The organism is Mycobacterium sp. IDUB_17, assembly GCF_055419465.1.
Map to the genome: position 1 here is coordinate 420,080 of NZ_JBVAXS010000001.1, position 21,170 is coordinate 441,249.

Consider the following 21,170-nt stretch of genomic DNA (forward strand, 5'->3'; position numbering starts at 1 on the left):
GACTTCACCTGCCTTCCGGCGGCATCGCGATCGCCGTACCCGCGTGTATCAGGATCAGGTCGTTGACGGTGACCTGTTCGAGCACGGCGCTGTCCACCCATTCCTCTCCGGCAGCACTGCGGACCAGGGCCCGTCCACCGGCTTCGGTGGGTGCGATCACGACTTCGGCCAGACGTCCTTCGTCACCGCAGGTGACGCAGGACGGCCCGGTGTCTTCATTTGCGGGCGTCAACAGGCCGGGATGTTCGAAGCACACGTGGGTGAGCTCCCACAGCAGGTGGTAGATCAGGACGAACCGGCCGGTGGCCGGGACCATCGGGTCATCGGAGTCGACCCACAGGATGTGGTGGGCGGCACCGGCCGGGGGGCGCGGGCCGCAGCCGATCCACAACGTCGTGACACCCCATGCGGCGGCCCGCCGCATGGCATCGACCGCCGCCGGCTGGTCGGCTGAGGCGACGGCCAGGAGCAGATCTCCGGGCTGACTGGCGACCCGGGCCTGGGCCACCGGATCGGGCTCGACCAGCGCGACCGAGGGCAGCGCGCGCTTGCCGACGATGACCGGGTGGACGAACTCGACGGCCACGTGATGGGCGTGCGGTTCCCATTGGGGCGCAATGACCCAGAGTGTGGCGCCGTCGTGGAACTTGCGGGCCACATCCAGTGCTGCCGCGGCCAGATCGGCGGCCAGGTCCGTGTCCACGAAAGGCGCCCCCGGCGACCCGGTGACGGCCGGTGTGGTGACGGCCGGTGTCGTGGTACTCATGATCGACCTCCTGTGTTGATCAGGTCGAGGGTGGCGCGGGTGGCGTCGGCCAGCGCCGTGGTCTCGCCGGGCGTCAGCGTGTCGCACACCCAATCCCAGTGCGCGGACACGGTGTCACCCGGTGCGGGAATGTTCGTCAGGGATTTCCCGTCCCGGCTCCACCGGATGCGTTCGGTGACGGGCTCGCCGATCGTGAGGCGAGTGTCGTCCAGCACCAACGGGCAGGACTCGACGACGACGTGCTCGTCCTCGACCGCTGCGACTGTGCCCCAACGGATCCGGCAGTTCTGCAGGACATGAAGGGCGGTGCCCGGATCCCGGTCCAGGAACCGGATCCACGGGTATACGACGAACACGTGGAAGCTGTGGTGGGCCAGTGCCGCGCCGGCAGTCGTCCCGGTAGCGGGCACGGTGTCGAGCCCTCCCGTCACCTGACCCCGGAACGCTGCTCGCAGCTGGGCCAGCAGGATTGTCGGATCCACCCGGTCCAGGAGCGGTCCGCCGACCCAATAGCTTCGAACCACCTCGGCGTCCAGCGGGTCGGCACCGACTGCCTCGGCGATAGAATGCAGATACGGCCACGCGCCGTCGAATTCCTTTGCATGTGAAGCAAACTCGGCCGTGTTGTCCCCGGGTGTGACTGCCGGCCCGGTGGGGCCGCAGTACCCGAGTTCGTTGGGCGGGAAGGCATACCGGGCGAACAGCCGGTATCCGGTGGGCAGTTGTTGGGTCGGCAACGCGGTCATGGCTTCACCCCGCATTCCCGACCAGTAGCTGGCCCAGGGCGAGACCGCCGTCGTTCGGCGGCACCCGGCGGTGGGTGATCACTTCCAGGCCCTGTTGTTGCATTCCGGCCAAGGTCAGGCGCAGCAGCAGGAGGTTCTGGAAAACCCCGCCGGACAATGCCACCGGTTGCGCCGTGCAGCCGTTCGTCTCCATCAGTTCGCGTGCCAGTTCGACGATGAGCCCGGCGACAGCGTGGTGGAATCGGGCACCGATCACCGCAGGTGTCACACCGGCGCGCAGGTCGACGATGATCGCCGCGAGTACGGGGGCCGGGTCGATGGTGACGGGTGACGCGCCGGAGTCCACTTCGAAGGCGTACCGGCGAGCGCCCGCCTCGGTGCCACGCGAAATCCCTTCCAGCTCGATGGCGGCCTGCGCCTCGTAGGCAACCGTCTGTCGCACCCCGATCAACGCCGACACCGCGTCGAACAACCGGCCCATGCTCGACGTCGCAACGCAGCCGGAACCGGTCGCCAGTTGATGTGCCAGGGTCCGGAGCTCGTCGTCGGGGCACGCGCGGACCGGCGGCAGATCGGCATCCCACGGCAGCCCGGCCGCCCACAGGTGGGACAGCGCCATCCGGTAGGGGCGCAGCACGCTGATGTCACCGCCGGCCATCGGTACCCGCGTGAGGTGGGCAACCCGCCGATAGCCCTTGTAGTCGGCGACCAGTACCTCACCGCCCCACACCGTGCCGTCGGGTCCGTATCCGGTTCCGTCGAAGGCGAATCCGAGCACCTGCTGCGTTCCGTCCAGGCCGTGTTCGGCCATGACCGCGGCGATGTGGGCGTGGTGATGCTGGACCGTCCTTACCGGGTGGGACCCGGCATTGCGATGAGCCCAGTCGCTGGAGCGGTACCCCGGATGCGCGTCGCAGACCAGGGTTTCGGGTTCGACGCCGGTCAGTGCCTCCAGATGGTGGACTGCGCGCTCGAACGCCGACAATGTCGCCAGGCTGTCCATATCGCCGATGTAGGCGCTCAGCCAGGCGTACCGGTGGTCGGCCACCGCGATGGTGTTCTTGAGGTCGGCGCCGACCGCCAGGGTCGGCGGCACCGCGACCGGCAGGGCGACCGGCAGCGGCGCGTAGCCCCGGGATCTGCGGATGGCCAGCTCCTCGCCGTCGGCGACCCGGACCACCGAATCGTCGCAGGGCACCAGGATTTCGCGGTCATGCATCAGCCATCCGTCAGCGATGTGTGAGAGCCGGCGTCGCGCATCGTCGTCGGAGTAACAGATCGGTTCGCCACTGACATTGGCCGAGGTCATCACCAGAACCCTGGGGCCGGGCGGATCGCCGGGGAGCCCGAACAGCAGGGTGTGCAGTGGCGTGTAGGCGAGCAGGACGCCCAGGTCGGGGTTGCGGGGTGCCACTGATTCGGCGACCGGTGCACCGGGCGCGCGGGGCAGCAGAACGATCGGCCGCTGCGGTCCGCACAGCACCCGGGCTGCAGTGTCGTGGACCTCGGCGATCTGGCGCGCGGTGGGCAGATCGGGAACCATCACCGCGAACGGCTTGTCGCCCCGCTGTTTACGCCGACGAAGTTCGGTGACCGTGGCGGCGTTCGCGGCGTCGCAGGCGAGGTGGTAACCGCCGATGCCCTTGACCGCGAGGATCGCTCCGTCGGTCAGCAGGCGCCTGGCCCGCCGCAGCGCGGCTTCGCCGGTGAGCGCACCGGATTCGTGGTCCCACCGCAATGTCGGGCCGCAGCTCGGGCAGCACACCGGCTGCGCGTGGAAGCGGCGGTCGGCCGGATCGGCATACTCACGTGCACATTCGGCGCACATGGCGAAACGCGCCATCGTGGTGGCATCGCGGTCATAGGGCAGTGAGGCGATGATGGTGAACCTGGGCCCGCAGTTGGTGCAGTTGATGAAGGCGTGTCGGTACCGACGGTTGGACGGATCGCGTTGCTCGGCAGTACATTCCGGGCACATCGCCACGTCGGGGGAGGCGAGGGTGCGGCCGCCGCCGGACCTGGAGGTGTCGGCGATCGTGAATCCGGTGCCACCGCAGACGGGTATCGGCCGGGTGTCGACGGACTCGATCACCGCCAGTACGGGCGGGTCGGTGCGCAACCGGTACAGGAACGCCTCGAGATCGCCGGGGGCACCTTCGATCTCGATGACGGCGCCGGAACTGTCGTTGCGGACACAGCCGGTCAGCCCGAGCGCGGCCGCCGTGGTGTAGACGAACGGCCGGAAGCCCACGCCCTGGACGACTCCGTGAACGCCGATACGCAGCCGGCGCCGCGTGGTCACGGTGGCACCTCGGTGTTGCGGCCGCGCCCCAGCAACTCCAGGCCCCGCATCGCGGCCTCGGCGCCGGCGTGGTCGGTCTTCTCGACAGCGAAACCCATGTGGATGATCACCCAGTCGCCGGGGGAGAAGGTCTCGTCGGGCAGCATGCCGACATTGACCTTGCGGTGCTCGCCCGCGACGTCGACGAGCGCGAGCTGGTCGCCGTATCCCGGGAGCATCCGCACCACCTGGCCGGGGATTCCGAGGCACATGGCTCATCCCTCCCTGACCGGGGCCGACAACCGTGCCACGGCAGCTTCGACCGCCGTTACGGCGCCGGGAATCGCGGCCGCAACGGGCTCCGAGAGCCCGATACCGTCAGCCACGGTGGCCACCTCGCAGCCGATGACGACGGTGTAGGGCGGGCTACCTCCCAGCGCCCGCATGCTGGCGAACACCGCAGTGGGATCCATCGCGTGCGCGTCCAGACCCGAAGCACTCGACAGGCTTTCACGATCAGCCTCGAACACGTGCAACGCGCCGGGGCGGCCCCGGCTGGGCAACGCGTCGACCAGGACGAGGGAATCCCAGCCGTCGAGCAGGTCATAGGCCAGGTGCACACCTCGAATCCCGTAGTCGCACAGCCGAATATCCGGACCGGCGAGGCTCGGCGGCAGACGCCGCATCACCTCGGGACCGAATCCATCGTCACCGAGAAAGATATTGCCGATGCCGGCTACCAGAACTGAAGACGTGATCGCACCTCGCCCGCTACATCCGTCGCATCTTCAGATAGCGCCGGGCGTCGGGGATCGACCGGACCCCGACCAGTACCCCGGCGACCACGACCGCCGCGACGGCGATGACAGCGATCCAACCCACAACTTCCATCTCGAACTCCTCTCACTGCGCCAATGGCTCGACTTCGTCGGCGGCGAAGTACAGATAGCGGCCGTACCACGCGTGCAGATCCGCGGCCGGGTCGTCGTCGAGCACGACGCCGATGTGCCGCTCGCCCTCGACGTCCTCGTGGACCGAGGCCACCTGTGCGGTGCGGCCGGCGAAGAAGATGTCCTGCGCGTCGGCCCGGCGGGACGGGTGCAACCGCACCCGGCTGCCGCGGCAGACGCGCACCCCGTTGATCAGGACCGCATCGACGGCGGGATCCACGGCGTTGTCGGCCAGGGGATCCCACCAATCGATGCCGTCGGGTATCTGCGGAATCAGGCCTGGATCCGCGGCGTGCGGATCGCGCAGGACACCGTGCAGGTCGAGCATCGCCTCCGGGGACATCGAGTCACAGCGGTCGATGATCTCGGCTGCCCGGGGATCGGTGGCCCGGGCGCTGGCTTTCTCCTCGTCGGTCATCGTCATGACCCTCAGCGTCAGGATCTCGTCGATCTCGCACGAGTCGAAGAGGTCGCCCTGGCTCTGTTCGGCGATCTCCGGATGGTCGTAGAGGATGACCGGCGAAACGAGCATCAGGTCGTGCGTGCCCGGCTTCCCCGCGAGCACAGGGAAGCAACGATGGTGCCGACACCGCGACGCCGCCCCGGCGGCGGGTGCGTCCGGTTCCAGCAGTGAGATGAACTCTCCGTCGGTGACTTCGATGATCAGGTGTGTGCCGATCAACGACGCCGCGATCGCATCGTCCTTGTCGCGCGCGGGTCCCGCACAGTTGCGTACCGTCATCGTGAGCCGGATCAAGCCCGCGTCGGCTTCTGCGGCGACGGTGAACTCGCCGTGGAGCTCGCGACGGCGGCGAACGATCCGGCCACCGTCGACGCTCTCGATGTCGGTGCCCGCATCGACCGTGATGGGATGTGTCTGCGGCACCTCCAGATCGGGGATGTCGAACGGGCCGAAGGCGGTCTGATGTTCAACCGCCTCGTCCCAGGTCAGCCAGGACTGCCCCGCGGCGGTGAGCTCGTCGACCGGCTCGAAGCTGCCGTCGCCGCGGCGGCGTTCGGCGGTTCGGCGTTGCAGCTGCAGGAACCGGACGGTGACCGTGATCTGCGGGTGCCCGTGACCGCGGACCAGCAGTTGCGCCGACAGCGAGCTGTCCTCACCGATACCGGATTGCTCGGCATCGGCCGGGCCGAGTACGCCGAACTGCCAACGGCATTGGTTCTTGGCCGAGTTCGCCCGGTACGGGTAGAGCAGATAGCCCTCGTAGAGGACGGCGTCGGCGACCGCGAGGACCTGGTCCAGATTGCCGTTCATCGGATTTCCTGCCGTGCCAGCAGGGTGTCGATCGCTTCGTCGAACGACAGCATGCCCCAGCGTGTCTTGTAGGAGGCCAGCTCGTCGAGGGTGTCGCGGCCGAGCCGCAGCCATCCCGTGTTCGGAAAATGCTGTGCCATCAGCTGTTGCCACACCGTGACCGGCATGTCGAACGGGTCCTCGCGGTCCCACGGAATCTGCTGGACCGCGAATCCGCGGGCACCTGGCGTGAAGACGGTGCCGCTGAACAGGAATCGCAGCGGTACCGAGCCGCCGCGCAGTGCGTGCAGGTACTTCGCCGCCGCGACGTCGAAGTCGTAGGTTCCGCTGACCGGCAGCTCGACGAGGGTGGTGCCGGTGAATCCGGGCACCATCGCGGTGCTGTGCTGCCACAGGAAGGTGCGTTGTGTCGTGCCCCAGCGGTCCCGCGGGCCGAACAGGTCGAGCAACCCGGCGGCCTCCGCATCGGTGTAATCCCGCCGCCCCGGTTCGATGCGGATCTGGCAGCGCAGCGCGATCGCGTGTACCGGGGTCTCGCCGACGGCGGTGATACCGATCCGGGCGGTCAGGATCGGGCTCACCGCATACGGTTCGGGCGCCATGTCGAGGACCGCGAACGTGACGTCGGTCGAGACGTCGGGAGTGGGGGTGGCGTTGGGCCCGGTCATCTCGTCACCACCGTGCTGCGGTCGGCGAGACTGTCGAAGAATTCGTCGACGTAGTCGCGTACGTCCTGGCCACCGTCGAATCCACGCCACAACATCCGCAGCCGTCCGACGAACTCGTAGCAGGCGTCGATTGGTACCACATGACAGGTGGGCGACCGGGTTTCGTCGTCGGGTACCTGCACCAGCAATGCCTCGGTGTCCTCGGAGATCAGGTCCACCCTCGGATCGGAACGCCGGACACCGGCCCAGGCGTCCAGCGGCAGTTCGGATTCGGTTGCCCCGGCGGGGCCGGGATAGAACGCCACCACACGTCCCAGAGCCGAATTCCAGAAGAAGAACGCCAGACCGACCGGGATCTGCAGCGCCTCCCAGTCCCGCCGGCCCAGACCGAAGTCGGCGAGGTGAAGGTAGCGGTCTCCGATGGCCCGGTAACGCAGCTGGGCATGATCGTCGGTGAACAGCAGATAGCACCCGCGGCATACGCACATCAGTTGCCGCCCAGCCACATTGACCACGTGTTGATGCGGTTCGGTGATAGGTTCGGCGCACATTTCGCAGCTCTGGCCGTCCCGCCTGGGTCCGGGCGCCGCGGCGCGGATGCGGGCCAGCACGTCCAACGGCCCGGTCATGACGCGACCTCCTCGGCCAGCGCGATCGAGCTCACTCCGTCACGCGCCAAGAGCGGTATCGGCTCGAGGTGCGAACCGGATTCGCCGTCGGCGCCGATCCCGGCATGGACCACGTCAAATCCGGAACCACAGTTCGGACAGTGCAGCACCGAGCCGGTCAGCGTGGCGCCGGCCAGCCCGCGCGTGCACTGCGGGCAGCGATCCCGGTAGACGAACAGCTGCGCACCGATTCGGCAGGCCAGCACCGCGGTCGCGCCGACCTCGAATCCGCCGACCTCACCAGCAGCCAACTCGTCGAGTTCCGGAACCGGCCGCCAGGTGGCGTGCCGATGTCCGTCGGGGTGTACCCGGGCCAGCAGCGACTCCGCGGATATCAGATTCGGCTCGGGGCCGGCGGTGACCACGTCGATGGACGAGATCTCGGGCGCCGCCGCCCGGATCGCGTCCTCGATCGTCAGCTCGAGCGTGGCGGCCGACGACGGGCAGCTCTTGCAACTTCCGGTGAACCGCAGCCGCACGACCGGGCCGTCGACTTCGATCAGGTCGACATCACCGCCGTGGGATCCGAGGTAGGGACGGACACTGTCGAGCGCGTCGGCGATGCGGCGGTGCACCGGATACGGATGCAGCCCGTGCACCAGCAGCAGACTGGCCACCAGGTTGTCGGCAGCCACCGCCTCGGTGACCGCATCCGCCGGCTCGGGGGAATGGTCCGTGGCGATCCGCAGCAGCCGTCCCAGCGCCGCGCCGTAGAGGTCGGTGAGCTCGCGCACGAGCTGTTCGGCATTCTCCAGCGCGCCGGGACCCCGGGCCGCGCCGGCATCCAGCAAGGCCTGTATCCGATCACCCGCCGTGCGCCATCGTGTGTCGTCGTCAGAGTTGTCCGGGAACGGCGTCGTGGCGGGCGGCATGTGTCATTCCCCGGTAGCTGCTTGCGTGGGGGAGTGCAACAGGTCCAGTGATTTACCCTCGCCCAGGTACATGTGGACGCCACATGGCAGGCACGGGTCGAAACTGCGCACCGTGCGCATCACGTCGATGCCCTTGAAGTGCTCCCGGTCGTTCTCCTCGAAGATCGGCTGGCCCTGTACCGCATCCTCGTACGGTCCCGGCGTGCCATAGGTGTCGCGCGGGCTGGCGTTCCACGGTGTCGGCGGATATGGGTGGTAGTTGGCGATCTTGCCGTCCCGGATCACCATGTGATGGCTGAGCACGCCGCGCACCGCCTCGGTGAACCCGCATCCGATGCCCTCGTCGGGGACCTCGAAACGCTCCCAGGTCTTGGTGCGCCCGGCGCGGATCTCGCCCAGGGCCTGTTCGGCGAAATGCAGCGCACAGGCCGCCGCGTAGGCCTGGAAGTAGGTACGCGCCCGGTTGCGTTCGATGGTGTTGCTGCCCTTGTCGGGGATCTTCCACTCGAGCTCGACGGGTCCCTTCAGGGCGGTCTTCGGCAGATTGATCTGCACACTGCGTCCGGTGGACTTGACGTAGCCGATGTCGACCAGCCCGGCCAGCGCGGTGGACCACATGCGGGCCAGTGCGCCGCCACCGGTGTCCAAGGCCAGATGGTCCTTGCCGTCGTACCACCGTGGCGACATCACCCAGCTGTAGCTCTCGTCGAAGTCGCGTTTCTGCGGCTTGGGGTTGGTGTGCTGGTTCCACGGGTGACGCCGGTCGACCGGATTGCCCAGCGGATCGGTCTTGACGAACATCTCCTGATCGGACCAGTCGTCGTAGTAGCTGTGGCCCAACAGAATTCGGATACCGAGATTGATGTCCAGCAAGGAGTGCGTGACAAGCTTGCCGTCTACCACCACGCCGGGGGTGACGAACATGGCGTTGCCCCAGCTCTCCATGTCCTTGTAGGCGAAGTTGCACACCTCGGGATCCTGGAACGAACCCCAGCAGCCGAGCAGGGTCCGGCGCAGACCGACCTTGTCGTACCCGGGAAGGGCTTCGTAGAAGAAGTCGAACAGGTCGTCGTGCATCGGGACGACCTTCTTCATGAACTCGACGTAGCGCATCAGCCGCGTCACGTAGTCCGTCATCAACTGCACGGTGGCGCTGGTACCGATGCCGCCGGGGTACAACGTGGACGGATGGACGTGGCGGCCTTCCATCAGGCAGAACATCTCCCGGGTCCAGCGGCTGACCTGCAGCGCCTCCCGGTAGAAGTCGCCGGTGAACGGGTTGAGCGCGCGCATGATGTCGGCGATCGTGCGGTAACCGTGGGCGTCGGCGTGAGGTGAGGCGGTGGCCTCCGCCTTGGCCAGCACGCTCGGATTGGTCTCGGACACCATCTTCTCGCAGTAGTCCACGCTGACCAGGTTCTCCTGGAAGATGTTGTGGTCGAACATGTACTCGGCGGCCTCACCGAGATTGATCAACCACTCGCCGAGGTGCGGAGGCTTGACCCCGTAGGCCATGTTCTGGCAGTAGCACGAACAGGTGGCGTGGTTGTCGCCGCAGATCCCGCAGATGCGGCTGGTGATGAAGTGCGCGTCGCGAGGATCCTTGCCCTTCATGAAGATCGAATAGCCACGGAAGATCGAGGACGTGCTGTGGCATTCGACCACCTCGCGGTTGTCGAAGTCGATCTTGGTGTAGATGCCGAGGCTGCCGACGATGCGGGTGATGGGATCCCACGACATCTCCACCAGCTGACCTGGTTCGCGCTTCGCCTGTGAGGGTCCGGGAATTGTGGTCGTCATCGAACTTCTCTTTCGTGGAATCGATACAGAGGGCGCCGAGGGCTCCGTGTACCGGCAGCGGTGGAAGGCGTTGGGCAGCAGTGGGAATGCCCGCACCTGGGCACTACCAGGTGCGGGTCGCCCCGGTCTCCAGCTTGGTCCCGCGGTGGCGCCACCTGGGCTCTTTGTCGACGGTGCGCCCGGTGACTTGGCGCAGGTTGCGGATCACCGATCCGTACATCGACGATGCCGTGGTGGACACCTTGCCGCCCGGCGGTTCGTCCATGAAAGGCATGAACTTGTCCGGGAACCCGGGCATTGTGCATCCGATGCAGATGCCGCCGACATTCGGGCAGCCGCCGATACCGTTGATCCAGCCCCGCTTGGGCACGTTGCATTTCACTACCGGGCCCCAACAGCCCAGTTTCACAATGCATTTCGGCGATCCGTACTCGGTCGCGAAGTCGCCTTGCTCGTAGTAGCCGGCCCGGTCACACCCCTCGTGAACGGTGTTGCCGAACAGCCATCTGGGCCGCAACGCCTCGTCGAGGGGGATCATCGGCGCCTGATCGGTGGCCATGTAGAGCAGGTAGGTCAGCGTCTCGGCGAGGTTGTCGGGCTGGATGGGGCAACCCGGCACACAGACGATCGGAATGCCCGCCTTGCTCTTCCAGTCCCAGCCGAGATAGTCGGGAACCCCCATGGCTCCGGTCGGATTGCCGGCCATGGCGTGAATACCGCCGTAGGTGGCACAGGTGCCCACCGCTACCACGGCAGTCGCCTTGGGTGTCAGCCGATCCAGCCATTCACTGGTGGTCATCGGCTGATTGGTGGCGGGGTTGTTACCGAATCCGCACCAGTAGCCCTCGCTCTTGAGCTGCTCGTTCGGAATCGATCCCTCGACGACCAGGACGAACGGATCAAGTTCGCCGCGATCGGCTTTGAAGAACCAGGCGAGAAAGTCGTCGGCACCTCCACTAGGCCCACACTCGAAGTCGATCAGGGGCCAATGAACGGCGATCCTGGGCAAGCCGGGGAGTGCCCCAAGGGCAATTTCCTCGATGCTCGGCTGGGTGGCGGCAGTCAACGCCACCGAATCACCATCACAACTCAGACCGGCGTTGATCCACAGCACATGGATCAGCGCCTCTTCTGCTTTGACTGCTGCCTCGGTTGGCATAGGTCACAGCTTTCCGGGGCCCGGGCTGTGAGCCCCAACGTCTCGATCCAGACGCACGCCATTTTTTTCCGGCGCTGAAATTTGGGTTTACTCCGGGTGGAAAGCGTTGTCAACGGGGTGGGATTTGACGGCTGCGTCAAGCCAGTCGTACCAGACGTCCAGGCCGTCTCCCCGGGTGGCCGACGTCGGCAGGATGGTCACCCCGGGATTGACGGATCGGGCATGGCCGCAACAGGTTTCAATATCGAAGTCGACGTAGGGCAGCAGGTCGACCTTGTTGAGGAGCACCAGTCCGGCGGCAGCGAACATATGTGGGTACTTCAGGGGCTTGTCGGCGCCCTCGGTCACCGAGACGACCACGATCTTGCTGTGCTCACCCAGGTCGAACAGGGCGGGGCAGACCAGATTGCCGACGTTTTCGATGAACAGCAGGGTCCCGGGTGCGGGATCGAGCGTCTCCAGGGCACGCCTGACCATGGCCGCGTCCAGGTGGCAGCCCGCCCCGGTGTTGACCTGAACCGCTCGCGCACCCGCGGTCCGGATCCGTTCGGCGTCGAGCAGGGTCTCCTGATCGCCTTCGATCACCGCTATCGGCCGGGTGGGGCACAGATCGCGGATCGTGCGCTCGAGCAGGGTGGTCTTACCCGCGCCGGGCGAGCTGGTGACGTTGAACGCGGCGATGCCGCGTTCAGCCAGCCACTGCCGGTTCTGCTCGGCGATGAGATCGTTCTTGGCCAGCACTTTCTGTTCCAGGGAGATGGACTCCAGGGGTGGCTGGTGGTCGTGGTCGTGGTCGTGGTCGTGGGGATGCTGGTGCGGATGTTCGTGCGGGTGGTCGTGACCGGCGAGGGTGATGACTGCCCCGTCCTGGCCGCAGCCGCAGGTTGCACACATGTCAGCTCACTTCCATCGAGAGAATCCGCAGTTCCCGGCCGGCGGTCACCTCGACGTCGGCGCTTCCGCACGGGCACAAAAGGATCAGGTCGGGCAGGTCGAACTGCGCTCCACAGCTGCGGCAGTGTGCCGCTCCCGGGTGGATGTCGAGGTCGAGGCGGGCGCCGTCGGCCACCGTGCCCTCGGTGACCAGGTCGAAGCAGAAGAGCATGGAGTCCGGGACGACCGCGCACAACGCGCCCACCTCGAGCTTCACGCTGTGCACGCGCCGGCCTGCGGCGTGCTCACACACCGCGTCGACAACACTCTGGGTGATCGCCATCTCGTGCATCGCTGCCCCGTCTCCGGGCCGGATGCTCCCACGATAGGCCGGTTTGAGTGCACGTACGGCGTGTCTACTTGAATCGAACAGGTGTTCGTCTACTGTTGTCGGCATGCGATGGCGAGATGCTGGTCAAGCCGACTTGTCAGTGGCTGCCTCTAGCGTCACGGCCAACTGATCGAAACCGATCACCGAACATCACTAGGACGGAGACCCCCATGGCGCCCCAGGCCCCGGATCGCGAAAAAGCGCTCGAACTGGCGATGGCCCAGATCGACAAGAACTTCGGTAAAGGCTCGGTGATGCGCCTCGGCGAGGAGGTGCGCCAGCCGATCTCGGTGATCCCCACCGGCTCGATCTCCCTGGACGTGGCCCTCGGCATCGGCGGTCTGCCGCGCGGCCGCGTGGTCGAGATCTACGGCCCGGAATCCTCGGGTAAAACGACCGTGGCGCTGCACGCGGTGGCCAACGCTCAGGCCGCCGGCGGCATCGCGGCGTTCATCGATGCCGAGCACGCCCTGGATCCCGATTACGCCAAGAAGCTCGGTGTTGACACCGATTCACTGCTGGTGAGCCAGCCCGACACCGGTGAGCAGGCGCTGGAGATCGCCGACATGCTGGTGCGGTCGGGTGCGCTCGACATCCTGGTGATCGACTCGGTGGCGGCCCTGGTGCCCCGTGCCGAGATCGAGGGCGAGATGGGGGACAGCCACGTCGGTCTGCAGGCCCGCCTGATGAGCCAGGCGCTGCGCAAGATGACCGGCGCGCTGAACAACTCGGGCACCACCGCGATCTTCATCAACCAGCTCCGCGAGAAGATCGGCGTGATGTTCGGCTCGCCCGAAACCACCACGGGCGGTAAGGCTTTGAAGTTCTACGCCTCGGTCCGTCTGGACGTCCGGCGGATCGAGACGCTCAAGGACGGCACCGACGCGGTCGGTAACCGGACCCGGGTCAAGGTCGTCAAGAACAAGGTCTCACCGCCGTTCAAGCAGGCTGAGTTCGACATCTTGTACGGCCACGGCATCAGCCGTGAAGGCTCGCTCATCGACATGGGTGTCGAGCACGGCTTCATCCGCAAGTCCGGTTCCTGGTTCACCTATGAGGGTGAGCAGCTGGGCCAGGGCAAGGAGAACGCCCGCAAGTTCCTGCTGGAGAACGTCGACGCCGCCAACGAGATCGAGAAGAAGATCAAGGAAAAGCTCGGTATCGGTGCTGTCGTGACCGCCGAGGCGAAGGCTGATGACGTCCTTCCCGCCCCGGTTGACTTCTGAGCCGTCGGGTAAGCCCGAGGGGGAGCAGGCGCAGGATCCTCGCAAACGTGAGGAGCAGGCCAAGAACGTCTGCCTGCGCCTGCTCACCGTGCGGGCCCGTACCCGCGCCGAGTTGACCGAGCAGCTCACCAAACGGGGTTACGAAGAGGACCTCAGTGCCAAGGTGCTCAACCGGCTCACCGAGGTCGGTCTCATCGACGATGAGGACTTCGCCGAGCAGTGGGTGCGGTCCCGGCACGCCAACGCGGGAAAAGGCAAGCGCGCCTTGGCCGTCGAACTTCGAAAGAAGGGCGTGGACAACGAGGTCATCGACGCCGCGCTGGCCGACTTGGATCCGGCTGCCGAACGGCAACGGGCCGAGCAGTTGGTCCGTGACAAGTTGCGTCGCGAACGGCTCGACGACGATGACGGCGATGTGAAGGTGACCCGTCGGCTCGTCGGCATGCTGGCCCGTCGCGGCTATAACCAGTCGATGGCCTTCGACGTCGTCAGCGTCGAGCTGGCCGGCGAGCGGGAGCGCCGCCGGGTATAGCGGCCGCATTGTGTCGCTATACCCGGGTCAGTCCCGCTGGGCGTGCAGCACCTGCGCGCCCGGTGCGCCTTCCTGCTCGACAGCCTCGGCCTCCATCGGTGCGGGACCTCGATCAGATCGGCGCAGTCGCCGTTCCAGCCAGGTGGCGAACGAGGACAGCGTGAAGTTCACCGTGATCATCAAGACGGCGATCACAATCAGCGCCGGCAGGTAGTTGCCGTATGCCGACCCGATGACGGTGCCCTGGCGCACCATCTCCACAAAGGTGATCTGGTAGCCGATCGCGGTGTCCTTGAGCACCACCACCAGCTGAGACACCAGCACCGGAAGCATCGCGGTGATCGCCTGCGGCAGCAGGATCAGTCGCATCGTCTGTCCCCACGACATGCCGAGCGAGGCCGCTGCCTCACGCTGCCCGCGAGGCAGCGTGTTGATGCCGGCCCGCACGATTTCGGCGATCACGGCACCGTTGTAGAGGGTCAGGCCGGTGATCACGCCGGCCAGTGCCAGTTGCTTGGACGGGAACACGTCGTACATCGCGTAGAGGAAATACGCGAAGATCATCATGATCAGCACCGGGACCGCGCGGAAGAACTCCACGATCACGGCGCAGACCCAGCGGATCGGCGGAATCGGTGTCAACCTGCCCACACCGAGCAATACGCCCAGGATCAGAGCCAACACGATGGAGATCGCCGCGGCGGTCAGCGTGCCCTGCACGCCGGGCAGGACGTACGTCCGCCACAGGTCGGCGGTCAGGAACGGTTCCCACTTTTCGCTGGTGAGCTGTCCCTTGGCCGACATGCGTGAGATCACGATGCCGAGCACCACCGCGGCGACGACCACGGTCAGCGCCGTCAGGACGCCATTGCGGATTCGGGCCCGCGGACCGGGTGCGTCGAAGAGGACCGATGCGCTCATTACCGTGCCACCGCCAGTCGCTTGCCCAACCACCCGAACAACAGCCCCAGCGGCAGGGTCAGGATCACGAACCCGGTCGCGAAGATGGCGCCCACGATCAGCAGCGCGGCAGTGCTCTCGATCATTTCCTTCATCAACAGCGCGGCCTCCGCCACCCCGATCGCCGAGGCGATTGTGGTGTTCTTCGCCAATGCGATCAGGACTGATCCCAGCGGGATGATGACCGCTCGAAATGCCTGGGGCAGCAGGATGATTCGCAGATTCTGTCCGAAACTCAGACCCAGTGAGCGGGCCGCCTCGGCCTGGCCCAGCGGAACTGTGTTGACCCCCGAGCGCACCGTCTCACACACGAAAGACGCGGTGTAGACGGTCAACCCGAGCACAGCCAGACGGAAGTTGCTGTCCGCGATCGACGTCGGCGAATGTGGGTCCACCAGGGTGATGCCCAGCGTCTGGCCCACACCGAATGAGCAGAACAAGATGATCAGCGTCAACGGTGTGTTGCGCACGATGTTCACGTAGGCGGTGCCGAGCCAGTTCATTACCGGCGTCGGTGCCAGCCGCATCGCGGCCAGTACCGTGCCCAGGATCAGCGCACCGATCGCGGAGTACACCGTCAGCTGGATCGTGGTCCAGAACGCCGCGAATATCTGATCGCGGTGTGCGTCGAAAATCTCCACGGTCGGTGCGCTGTCTCCGACTCAGCTTCGGTCGACGGCGGGCGGCGCCGGGGTACTGATGCCGGCCGGGCCGAGGTTGCGCTCGAACGCTTCCTTCCAGGCCCCGCTGGATTCCATCTTCTCGATCGCGTCGTTGATCTTCTTGCGTAGTTCGGTGTCGCCCTTCTTCAGGCCGATGCCGTAACGCTCCTCGGAGAACGTGTCACCGACGATCTTGAAGGTGCCCGGGCTCTGCGCGGCGAAGCCGGCCAGGATCACCTCGTCGGTGGTCACCGCGTCGATGATGCCGTTCTTGAGCGCGTCGACGCAGGCCGAATAGGTGTCGAACTGTTGCAGCTGCACCTTCGGGTACTTCGTCTTGATGTTCTGCGCCGGGGTCGAACCCGATACCGAACACAGCTTCTTGTTGTTCTCCAGCGAGGCTGCCCCGGTGATGTCGTTCTCGTCGGCCCGGACCAACAGGCTCTGCCCGGTGAGCAGGTAGGGGCCGGCGAAGTCGACCTTCTCCTTGCGTGCATCGGTGATCGAGTAGGTCCCCACGATGTATTCGACCTGACCGTTCTGGATCAGCGTCTCGCGCTGCGGCGAGGGCGCTTCCTTCCACTCGATCTTGTCCTCGGGGTAGCCGAGTTCCTTGGCCACGTACTTGGCCACATCGACGTCGAAACCGGACATGGTGCCGTCGGGCTTCTTCTGACCGAGCCCCGGCTGGTCGTACTTGGTGCCGATGACGATCTTTCCGGAGTCACCGCCGCCGCCACACGCGGTCGCGGCGAAGGGGAGGGCGATCGCGAGCGCGAGGGTACCGACCAACTTGAACGGCACGAATGGCATGTTCGGGTTCCTTTCGGGACTGCGTCAGTGATGGAGGATCTTGCCGAGAAAATCTCTGGCGCGATCGGATTTCGGATTGTCGAAGAACTCGGCCGGTGGTGCGTCCTCGACGATGGCGCCGTCAGCCATGAACACCACCCGGTCAGATGCCCGGCGGGCGAAACCCATCTCGTGGGTGACCACCACCATCGTCATGCCCTCGCCGGCCAATGAGGTCATCACCGCCAGAACCTCATTGATCATCTCGGGGTCCAGGGCGCTGGTGGGCTCGTCGAACAGCATGACCTTCGGGTTCATGGCAAGTGAGCGCGCGATGGCGACGCGTTGCTGCTGACCACCGGACAGCTGGGCCGGGTACTTGTCGGCCTGGTTGGCCACCCCGACGCGATCGAGCAGGGCCATCGCCTTCTCGCGGGCTTCGGTCTTGGACTTCCGGCGCACCTTCATCGGCGCCAGCGTGACGTTCTGCAGGATCGTCTTGTGTGCGAACAGGTTGAAGGACTGGAACACCATGCCGACATCGGAGCGCAGCTGGGCCAACTTGCGCCCCTCCGCCGGCAGCACCTGGCCGTCGATCGCGATGCTGCCGGAATCGATGGTCTCCAGTCGATTGATCGTGCGGCACAACGTGGACTTACCTGAACCCGACGGGCCGAGCACCACCACGACCTGGCCGCGGCCCACTTCGAGGTTGATGTCGTTCAGTACGTGCAGAGATCCGAAGTGTTTGTTGACTCCCGACAGTGAGATCATCGGCACATCTATAAGTGCTGCATTGTCGACCTGCGGCTGCTCGCCGGGGCTTCCCATGGCAGGTGACCTTACCCAGGGAACGTCCAGCCTGCCCGGATCTCGTCAATCCGCCGCGTTAGCGTTTCGGGAGCCTCCGTACCATTGAGGCCGTGACGACGATGGTGAACCGGGACGCGACGGGCGACGCCGACGAGCGCTCGCGCGAGGAGTCCACGGCACCGGCCTCGCAGCGTGCCGTGCGCACCTATCAGGTCCGCACCTACGGCTGTCAGATGAACGTGCACGACTCCGAGCGGTTGTCGGGCCTGCTCGAGGACGCTGGATACCGACGGGCCGAGGACGGCTCCGACGCCGACATCGTGGTGTTCAACACCTGTGCGGTGCGGGAGAACGCCGACAACAAGCTGTACGGCAACCTCAGCCACCTGGCCCCGCGCAAGCAGGCCGATCCGAACATGCAGATCGCCGTCGGCGGCTGCCTGGCGCAGAAGGACCGCGACTCGGTGCTGCGCCGCGCCCCGTGGGTCGACGTGGTCTTCGGCACCCACAACATCGGGTCCCTGCCCGTGCTCCTGGACCGGGCCCGGCACAACCGCACCGCCCAGGTCGAGATCGTCGAGGCCCTGCAGGAGTTTCCGTCCACCCTGCCCGCGACGCGCGAATCCGCCTACGCGGCATGGGTGTCGATCTCGGTGGGCTGCAACAACACCTGCACGTTCTGCATCGTGCCCTCGCTGCGCGGCAAAGAGGTCGACCGGCGGCCCGGCGACATCCTCGCCGAGGTGCAGACCCTGGCCGACCAGGGCGTGCTCGAAGTCACCCTGTTGGGTCAGAACGTCAACGCCTACGGTGTGTCGTTCGCCGACCCGGAACTGCCGCGCGACCGCAGCGCGTTCGCCAAACTGCTGCGTGCCTGCGGCGACGTGGAGGGGCTGGAGCGGGTTCGGTTCACCTCACCGCACCCGGCCGAGTTCACCGACGACGTGATCGAGGCGATGGCGCAGACCCCCAACGTGTGCCCGACGCTGCACATGCCGCTGCAGTCCGGTTCAGACCGCATTCTCAAGGCGATGCGCCGCTCGTACCGGGCCGAGCGCTACCTGGGCATCATCGACAAGGTCCGGGCCGCGATTCCCGACGCCGCGATCACCACCGACCTCATCGTCGGCTTCCCCGGTGAGACCGAGGCAGATTTCCAGGCCACCCTCGACGTCGTCGAACAGTCGCGATTCGCGACCGCGTTCACGTTCCAGTACTCGATCCGGCCCGGTACCCCGGCGGCCGAGATGCCCGACCAGTTGCCGAAAGCGGTTGTCACCGAACGCTATCAGCGGCTGATCGAGCTGCAGGAGCGAATCTCCCTGCAGGAGAACCAGGCTCAGATCGGCCGGGCGGTGGAACTGTTGGTCGCGACCGGCGAGGGACGTAAGGACGCCGCCACCGCCCGCATGTCGGGCCGGGCCCGCGACGGCAGGCTCGTGCATTTCGCCCCCGGTGACAACGACATTCGGCCCGGCGACATCGTGACCACCACGGTGACCGGCGCCGCGCCGCATCATCTGATCGCCGATGCCCCGTTGGCCACCCATCGGCGCACCCGCGCCGGCGACGCCCACGCGGCCGGCCAGCGCCCCCGTACCGGCGTCGGCCTGGGGTTGCCGCGGATCGGTGCGCCGCAGACCCCACCGTCATCAGAAGGATGTGGCTGTTGAGCAACGAGAGCGACTTCGAGCGGTTCAAGGGCGACCTGGCCGCCGTCGAACGCAAGGTCACCCGGGAGTTCGACTCGGGTCCGCGTGCGATGGTGGTGGCGATCCTGGTGTTCGTGGTGCTGCTGTCGTTCGTGCTGCCGCACACCGGTTCCAGCAAGGGCTTCGACGTTCTGGTCGGTGACGCCACGGCCCTGGCAGACGGCATCTCACTACCGTCGCGGGTGTTCACCTGGCTGGCACTGGTGTTCTCGGTTGGGTTCTCGACCTTGGCGCTGATCACCCGCCGCTGGGCGCTGGCCTGGGTGGCCCTGGCCGGTTCGGCGGTAGCCAGTGCACTCGGGATGCTCGCGGTGTGGTCACGCCAGACCGCGGCGGGTCATCCCGGCCCCGGCATCGGGCTGATCATCGGCTGGCTCGCGGTAATCGTGCTCACGTTCCACTGGGCGCGGGTGGTGTGGTCGCGCACCGCACTGCAGTTGGCGGCCGAGGAGGATCGTCGCCGTCAAGCCGCCGAGCAACAGCAGCACGGCGTGCTCGGCATCCCCGGTGCGGGCACGCCCAAGCCCGACGTCACGAAACCTGACGTCACGAAGGCCGACGGCGCCAAGCCCGGCACCGACGGTGCCAAGCCCGACACCGCCGGCGAGAAGCCGGACCAGACCTAGCTGCGCTTGCCCAGCGCCTCGGCTGCAGCGTCGGCCCACTGGCGCCACTGCTCAGCGCTCGCCCTGGCCTCGGCGGCGTCTTTGGCCCGTCCTGCTGCTTCGGCCTTCTCGGCCTGGCGCTCGAACTGCTCGGCACGTGAGCGGAACTGATCGGCACGAGCCTGGGCCTCGGGATCGACGCCACCGGCCGGGGCGTCGCGGACCTTCTTCTCCACGGCGCGCAGTCGTCGTTCCAGATCGGCGGCGCGTTCGCGGGGGACCTTGCCGATCGCGTCCCACTTGTCGCCGATCGTCCGCAATGCCGCGCGGGCCGCGTCCAGATCGGTCGTGTCGATCTTCTCGGCCTCGGCCAGCAGCGCTTCTTTGGCGGTGGCATTGGCCTTGAACTCGGCGTCACGTTCGGCGTTCGCGGCGTTGCGGGCCCCGAAGAAGGTGTCCTGGGCGGCCTTGAACCGGTGCCACAGTGCGTCGTCAACGTCCTTGGCGGCGCGTCCCGCGGTCTTCCACTGCGTCAGCAGGTCCCGGAAGGCGGCCGCGGTGGCACCCCAATCGGTCGACCCGGACAGTTGCTCGGCCTGGTCGCAGAGCCCCTCTTTGAGCTGTCGGGCGCCGACGCGGCCGCGGTCGAGTTCGGCGAAGTGCGAGCCGCGACGGCGGTTGAAGGTCTCCCGGGCGGTGGAGTAGCGCTTCCACAGGGCGTCGTCGAGCTTGCGATCCAGCCCTGTGATGGTGCGCCACTCGTCGAGAATCTCGCGCAGGCGGTCACCGGCGGACTTCCACTGCGTGGAGTTCGCAGCCAGCTCCTCGGCTTCGACGGCCAGTGCTTCCTTGCGTGCGGTCTGGGCGGCACGGTGCTCGTCGCGCTGGGCCCGCTCGGTCTTGGCGGCCTCATCGGCGTGTTCCAGGATTGCCGTCAGACGAGCGCCCAACGCGTCGATGTCGCCGAGAACTGCTGCGGTGGGCAGACCTTCGGCCAGGGCGGCGGCCGCCGATTTGATCTTGCGGGCATCGCCGGTGCCTGAGGAGAGCCGATGTTCCAGCAGGGCCACCTCGGTGTGCAGATCATCGAAGCGCCGGCCGAAGTGGGCGAACGCCGACTCGGTGTCGCCGGCCTGCCACGAGCCGATGACGCGCTCACCGGATCCGCTGATCAACCACACCGTGCCGTCGTCGTCCACCCGGCCGAACCGGTGTGGGTCGCCGGTCGGTGCCACCGCGACCACGGGAGCAACCCGGCTGGGCCCAGGAACGGGGCGGGGTGGGCCTGGCCTTGGGATAGGCGAGGGCGTGGGCTTCGGCGTGGGCCCGGAGGTGGTCGGGGGGGTGGCTCCGCCTGGCTCACTGGTTGTCATATCCGCTCCTCGTACTCCGCGCGGTTCACCCGCGCATCTGCCGCGCGA

Annotated in this window: 23 protein-coding genes; 4 read left to right on the plus strand and 19 right to left on the minus strand. The window is 66.7% G+C overall.

Features of this window, described 5'->3' with window-relative positions; translation table 11 throughout:
* Positions 1–4 precede the first annotated feature (4 nt).
* The 14 genes from ACZYZ7_RS02130 to ACZYZ7_RS02195 form a co-directional block, all read right to left on the minus strand.
* The gene (locus ACZYZ7_RS02130) at positions 5–766 is read right to left on the minus strand and encodes a phosphoheptose isomerase family protein (protein ID WP_450068926.1); all 762 of its coding nucleotides are present in this window, start codon (positions 764–766) and stop codon (positions 5–7) included.
* The gene (locus tag ACZYZ7_RS02135; RefSeq protein ID WP_450068927.1) at positions 763–1,512 is read right to left on the minus strand and encodes a DUF6390 family protein; all 750 of its coding nucleotides are present in this window, start codon (positions 1,510–1,512) and stop codon (positions 763–765) included. The genes ACZYZ7_RS02130 and ACZYZ7_RS02135 overlap by 4 nt, the downstream gene beginning before the upstream one ends.
* A gap of 4 nt (positions 1,513–1,516) precedes the next feature.
* Complete coding sequence (hypF, locus tag ACZYZ7_RS02140; RefSeq protein ID WP_450068928.1) at positions 1,517–3,814, minus strand: carbamoyltransferase HypF; 2,298 nt, start codon at positions 3,812–3,814, stop codon at positions 1,517–1,519.
* Entirely contained in the window at positions 3,811–4,065 is a 255-nt protein-coding gene (locus tag ACZYZ7_RS02145) for a HypC/HybG/HupF family hydrogenase formation chaperone (protein WP_135453818.1), read from the minus strand. The genes hypF and ACZYZ7_RS02145 overlap by 4 nt, the downstream gene beginning before the upstream one ends.
* Before the next feature lie 3 nt (positions 4,066–4,068).
* Entirely contained in the window at positions 4,069–4,551 is a 483-nt protein-coding gene (locus tag ACZYZ7_RS02150; protein ID WP_450069252.1) for a hydrogenase maturation protease, read from the minus strand.
* Between the two features lie 13 nt (positions 4,552–4,564).
* Positions 4,565–4,684, minus strand: coding sequence for a DUF6893 family small protein (locus ACZYZ7_RS02155; protein ID WP_135453820.1), 120 nt, complete (start codon positions 4,682–4,684; stop codon positions 4,565–4,567).
* A gap of 12 nt (positions 4,685–4,696) precedes the next feature.
* On the minus strand, positions 4,697–6,016 hold the full coding sequence (locus ACZYZ7_RS02160) for a hypothetical protein (protein WP_450068929.1): 1,320 nt from the start codon (positions 6,014–6,016) through the stop codon (positions 4,697–4,699).
* A complete protein-coding gene (locus tag ACZYZ7_RS02165) occupies positions 6,013–6,684 on the minus strand; it encodes a DUF6084 family protein (RefSeq protein ID WP_463740101.1) in 672 nt (223 codons plus the stop codon). The genes ACZYZ7_RS02160 and ACZYZ7_RS02165 overlap by 4 nt, the downstream gene beginning before the upstream one ends.
* Positions 6,681–7,313: a DUF5947 family protein gene (locus tag ACZYZ7_RS02170; protein ID WP_135453823.1), complete on the minus strand. Its 633-nt coding sequence runs from the start codon at positions 7,311–7,313 to the stop codon at positions 6,681–6,683. The genes ACZYZ7_RS02165 and ACZYZ7_RS02170 overlap by 4 nt, the downstream gene beginning before the upstream one ends.
* Complete coding sequence (locus ACZYZ7_RS02175; protein WP_135453824.1) at positions 7,310–8,224, minus strand: NifU family protein; 915 nt, start codon at positions 8,222–8,224, stop codon at positions 7,310–7,312. Before ACZYZ7_RS02175 ends, ACZYZ7_RS02170 begins: the two co-directional genes overlap by 4 nt.
* A 3-nt stretch (positions 8,225–8,227) precedes the next feature.
* Positions 8,228–10,024 (minus strand): nickel-dependent hydrogenase large subunit, encoded by a 1,797-nt coding sequence (locus ACZYZ7_RS02180; protein WP_450068931.1) that lies wholly within the window; start codon positions 10,022–10,024, stop codon positions 8,228–8,230.
* Positions 10,025–10,127: 103 nt separating this feature from the next.
* Entirely contained in the window at positions 10,128–11,183 is a 1,056-nt protein-coding gene (locus ACZYZ7_RS02185) for an NADH-quinone oxidoreductase subunit B family protein (RefSeq protein WP_450068932.1), read from the minus strand.
* 87 nt (positions 11,184–11,270) lie between these two features.
* A complete protein-coding gene (gene hypB / locus ACZYZ7_RS02190; RefSeq protein WP_463740102.1) occupies positions 11,271–12,077 on the minus strand; it encodes a hydrogenase nickel incorporation protein HypB in 807 nt (268 codons plus the stop codon).
* Position 12,078: 1 nt separating this feature from the next.
* The gene (locus ACZYZ7_RS02195; RefSeq protein ID WP_450068934.1) at positions 12,079–12,408 is read right to left on the minus strand and encodes a hydrogenase maturation nickel metallochaperone HypA/HybF; all 330 of its coding nucleotides are present in this window, start codon (positions 12,406–12,408) and stop codon (positions 12,079–12,081) included.
* 209 nt (positions 12,409–12,617) lie between these two features.
* On the opposite strand from ACZYZ7_RS02195, the gene recA reads away from it, so the two are divergent.
* On the plus strand, positions 12,618–13,673 hold the full coding sequence (gene recA / locus ACZYZ7_RS02200) for a recombinase RecA (RefSeq protein WP_135453829.1): 1,056 nt from the start codon (positions 12,618–12,620) through the stop codon (positions 13,671–13,673).
* Entirely contained in the window at positions 13,642–14,205 is a 564-nt protein-coding gene (gene recX, locus ACZYZ7_RS02205) for a recombination regulator RecX (RefSeq protein WP_135453830.1), read from the plus strand. The genes recA and recX overlap by 32 nt, the downstream gene beginning before the upstream one ends.
* Positions 14,206–14,232: 27 nt before the next feature.
* Here the strand turns inward: recX and ACZYZ7_RS02210 are convergent, their stop codons facing one another.
* Genes ACZYZ7_RS02210 through ACZYZ7_RS02225 form a run of 4 tightly spaced genes read right to left on the minus strand, consistent with a single transcriptional unit; the run spans position 14,233 to position 17,393 of the window.
* On the minus strand, positions 14,233–15,126 hold the full coding sequence (locus ACZYZ7_RS02210) for an amino acid ABC transporter permease (RefSeq protein WP_135453831.1): 894 nt from the start codon (positions 15,124–15,126) through the stop codon (positions 14,233–14,235).
* On the minus strand, positions 15,126–15,806 hold the full coding sequence (locus ACZYZ7_RS02215) for an amino acid ABC transporter permease (RefSeq protein ID WP_135453832.1): 681 nt from the start codon (positions 15,804–15,806) through the stop codon (positions 15,126–15,128). Before ACZYZ7_RS02215 ends, ACZYZ7_RS02210 begins: the two co-directional genes overlap by 1 nt.
* A gap of 21 nt (positions 15,807–15,827) precedes the next feature.
* Complete coding sequence (locus tag ACZYZ7_RS02220) at positions 15,828–16,640, minus strand: glutamate ABC transporter substrate-binding protein (RefSeq protein WP_135453833.1); 813 nt, start codon at positions 16,638–16,640, stop codon at positions 15,828–15,830.
* A gap of 24 nt (positions 16,641–16,664) precedes the next feature.
* Complete coding sequence (locus tag ACZYZ7_RS02225) at positions 16,665–17,393, minus strand: amino acid ABC transporter ATP-binding protein (RefSeq protein ID WP_167858105.1); 729 nt, start codon at positions 17,391–17,393, stop codon at positions 16,665–16,667.
* Positions 17,394–17,551: 158 nt separating this feature from the next.
* Here ACZYZ7_RS02225 and miaB point away from each other — a divergent pair, with 158 nt between their 5' ends.
* Both miaB and ACZYZ7_RS02235 read left to right on the plus strand, forming a co-directional pair.
* On the plus strand, positions 17,552–19,105 hold the full coding sequence (gene miaB / locus ACZYZ7_RS02230) for a tRNA (N6-isopentenyl adenosine(37)-C2)-methylthiotransferase MiaB (RefSeq protein WP_450069253.1): 1,554 nt from the start codon (positions 17,552–17,554) through the stop codon (positions 19,103–19,105).
* The gene (locus tag ACZYZ7_RS02235; protein ID WP_450068935.1) at positions 19,093–19,770 is read left to right on the plus strand and encodes an Rv2732c family membrane protein; all 678 of its coding nucleotides are present in this window, start codon (positions 19,093–19,095) and stop codon (positions 19,768–19,770) included. The genes miaB and ACZYZ7_RS02235 overlap by 13 nt, the downstream gene beginning before the upstream one ends.
* On the opposite strand, the gene ACZYZ7_RS02240 is transcribed toward ACZYZ7_RS02235, so the two are convergent.
* A complete protein-coding gene (locus tag ACZYZ7_RS02240; protein ID WP_135453836.1) occupies positions 19,767–21,122 on the minus strand; it encodes a DUF349 domain-containing protein in 1,356 nt (451 codons plus the stop codon). The two genes, ACZYZ7_RS02235 and ACZYZ7_RS02240, sit on opposite strands and share 4 nt — an antisense overlap.
* Positions 21,123–21,170 lie beyond the last annotated feature (48 nt).

Bases quoted from the DNA above. Each gene is read 5' to 3' on its own strand.
- ACZYZ7_RS02225 (WP_167858105.1), bottom strand. From the start codon at position 17,393: ATGATCTCACTGTCGGGAGTCAACAAACACTTCGGATCTCTGCACGTA.
- recA (WP_135453829.1), top strand. From the start codon at position 12,618: ATGGCGCCCCAGGCCCCGGATCGCGAAAAAGCGCTCGAACTGGCGATG.
- ACZYZ7_RS02160 (WP_450068929.1), bottom strand. From the start codon at position 6,016: ATGAACGGCAATCTGGACCAGGTCCTCGCGGTCGCCGACGCCGTCCTC.
- ACZYZ7_RS02195 (WP_450068934.1), bottom strand. From the start codon at position 12,408: ATGCACGAGATGGCGATCACCCAGAGTGTTGTCGACGCGGTGTGTGAG.
- ACZYZ7_RS02180 (WP_450068931.1), bottom strand. From the start codon at position 10,024: ATGACGACCACAATTCCCGGACCCTCACAGGCGAAGCGCGAACCAGGT.
- ACZYZ7_RS02155 (WP_135453820.1), bottom strand. From the start codon at position 4,684: ATGGAAGTTGTGGGTTGGATCGCTGTCATCGCCGTCGCGGCGGTCGTG.
- ACZYZ7_RS02240 (WP_135453836.1), bottom strand. From the start codon at position 21,122: ATGACAACCAGTGAGCCAGGCGGAGCCACCCCCCCGACCACCTCCGGG.
- miaB (WP_450069253.1), top strand. From the start codon at position 17,552: ATGGTGAACCGGGACGCGACGGGCGACGCCGACGAGCGCTCGCGCGAG.
- ACZYZ7_RS02145 (WP_135453818.1), bottom strand. From the start codon at position 4,065: ATGTGCCTCGGAATCCCCGGCCAGGTGGTGCGGATGCTCCCGGGATAC.
- ACZYZ7_RS02170 (WP_135453823.1), bottom strand. From the start codon at position 7,313: ATGACCGGGCCGTTGGACGTGCTGGCCCGCATCCGCGCCGCGGCGCCC.
- ACZYZ7_RS02185 (WP_450068932.1), bottom strand. From the start codon at position 11,183: ATGCCAACCGAGGCAGCAGTCAAAGCAGAAGAGGCGCTGATCCATGTG.
- hypB (WP_463740102.1), bottom strand. From the start codon at position 12,077: ATGTGTGCAACCTGCGGCTGCGGCCAGGACGGGGCAGTCATCACCCTC.
- ACZYZ7_RS02130 (WP_450068926.1), bottom strand. From the start codon at position 766: ATGAGTACCACGACACCGGCCGTCACCACACCGGCCGTCACCGGGTCG.
- ACZYZ7_RS02175 (WP_135453824.1), bottom strand. From the start codon at position 8,224: ATGCCGCCCGCCACGACGCCGTTCCCGGACAACTCTGACGACGACACA.
- ACZYZ7_RS02165 (WP_463740101.1), bottom strand. From the start codon at position 6,684: ATGACCGGGCCCAACGCCACCCCCACTCCCGACGTCTCGACCGACGTC.
- ACZYZ7_RS02210 (WP_135453831.1), bottom strand. From the start codon at position 15,126: ATGAGCGCATCGGTCCTCTTCGACGCACCCGGTCCGCGGGCCCGAATC.
- ACZYZ7_RS02135 (WP_450068927.1), bottom strand. From the start codon at position 1,512: ATGACCGCGTTGCCGACCCAACAACTGCCCACCGGATACCGGCTGTTC.
- recX (WP_135453830.1), top strand. From the start codon at position 13,642: ATGACGTCCTTCCCGCCCCGGTTGACTTCTGAGCCGTCGGGTAAGCCC.
- ACZYZ7_RS02235 (WP_450068935.1), top strand. From the start codon at position 19,093: ATGTGGCTGTTGAGCAACGAGAGCGACTTCGAGCGGTTCAAGGGCGAC.
- ACZYZ7_RS02220 (WP_135453833.1), bottom strand. From the start codon at position 16,640: ATGCCATTCGTGCCGTTCAAGTTGGTCGGTACCCTCGCGCTCGCGATC.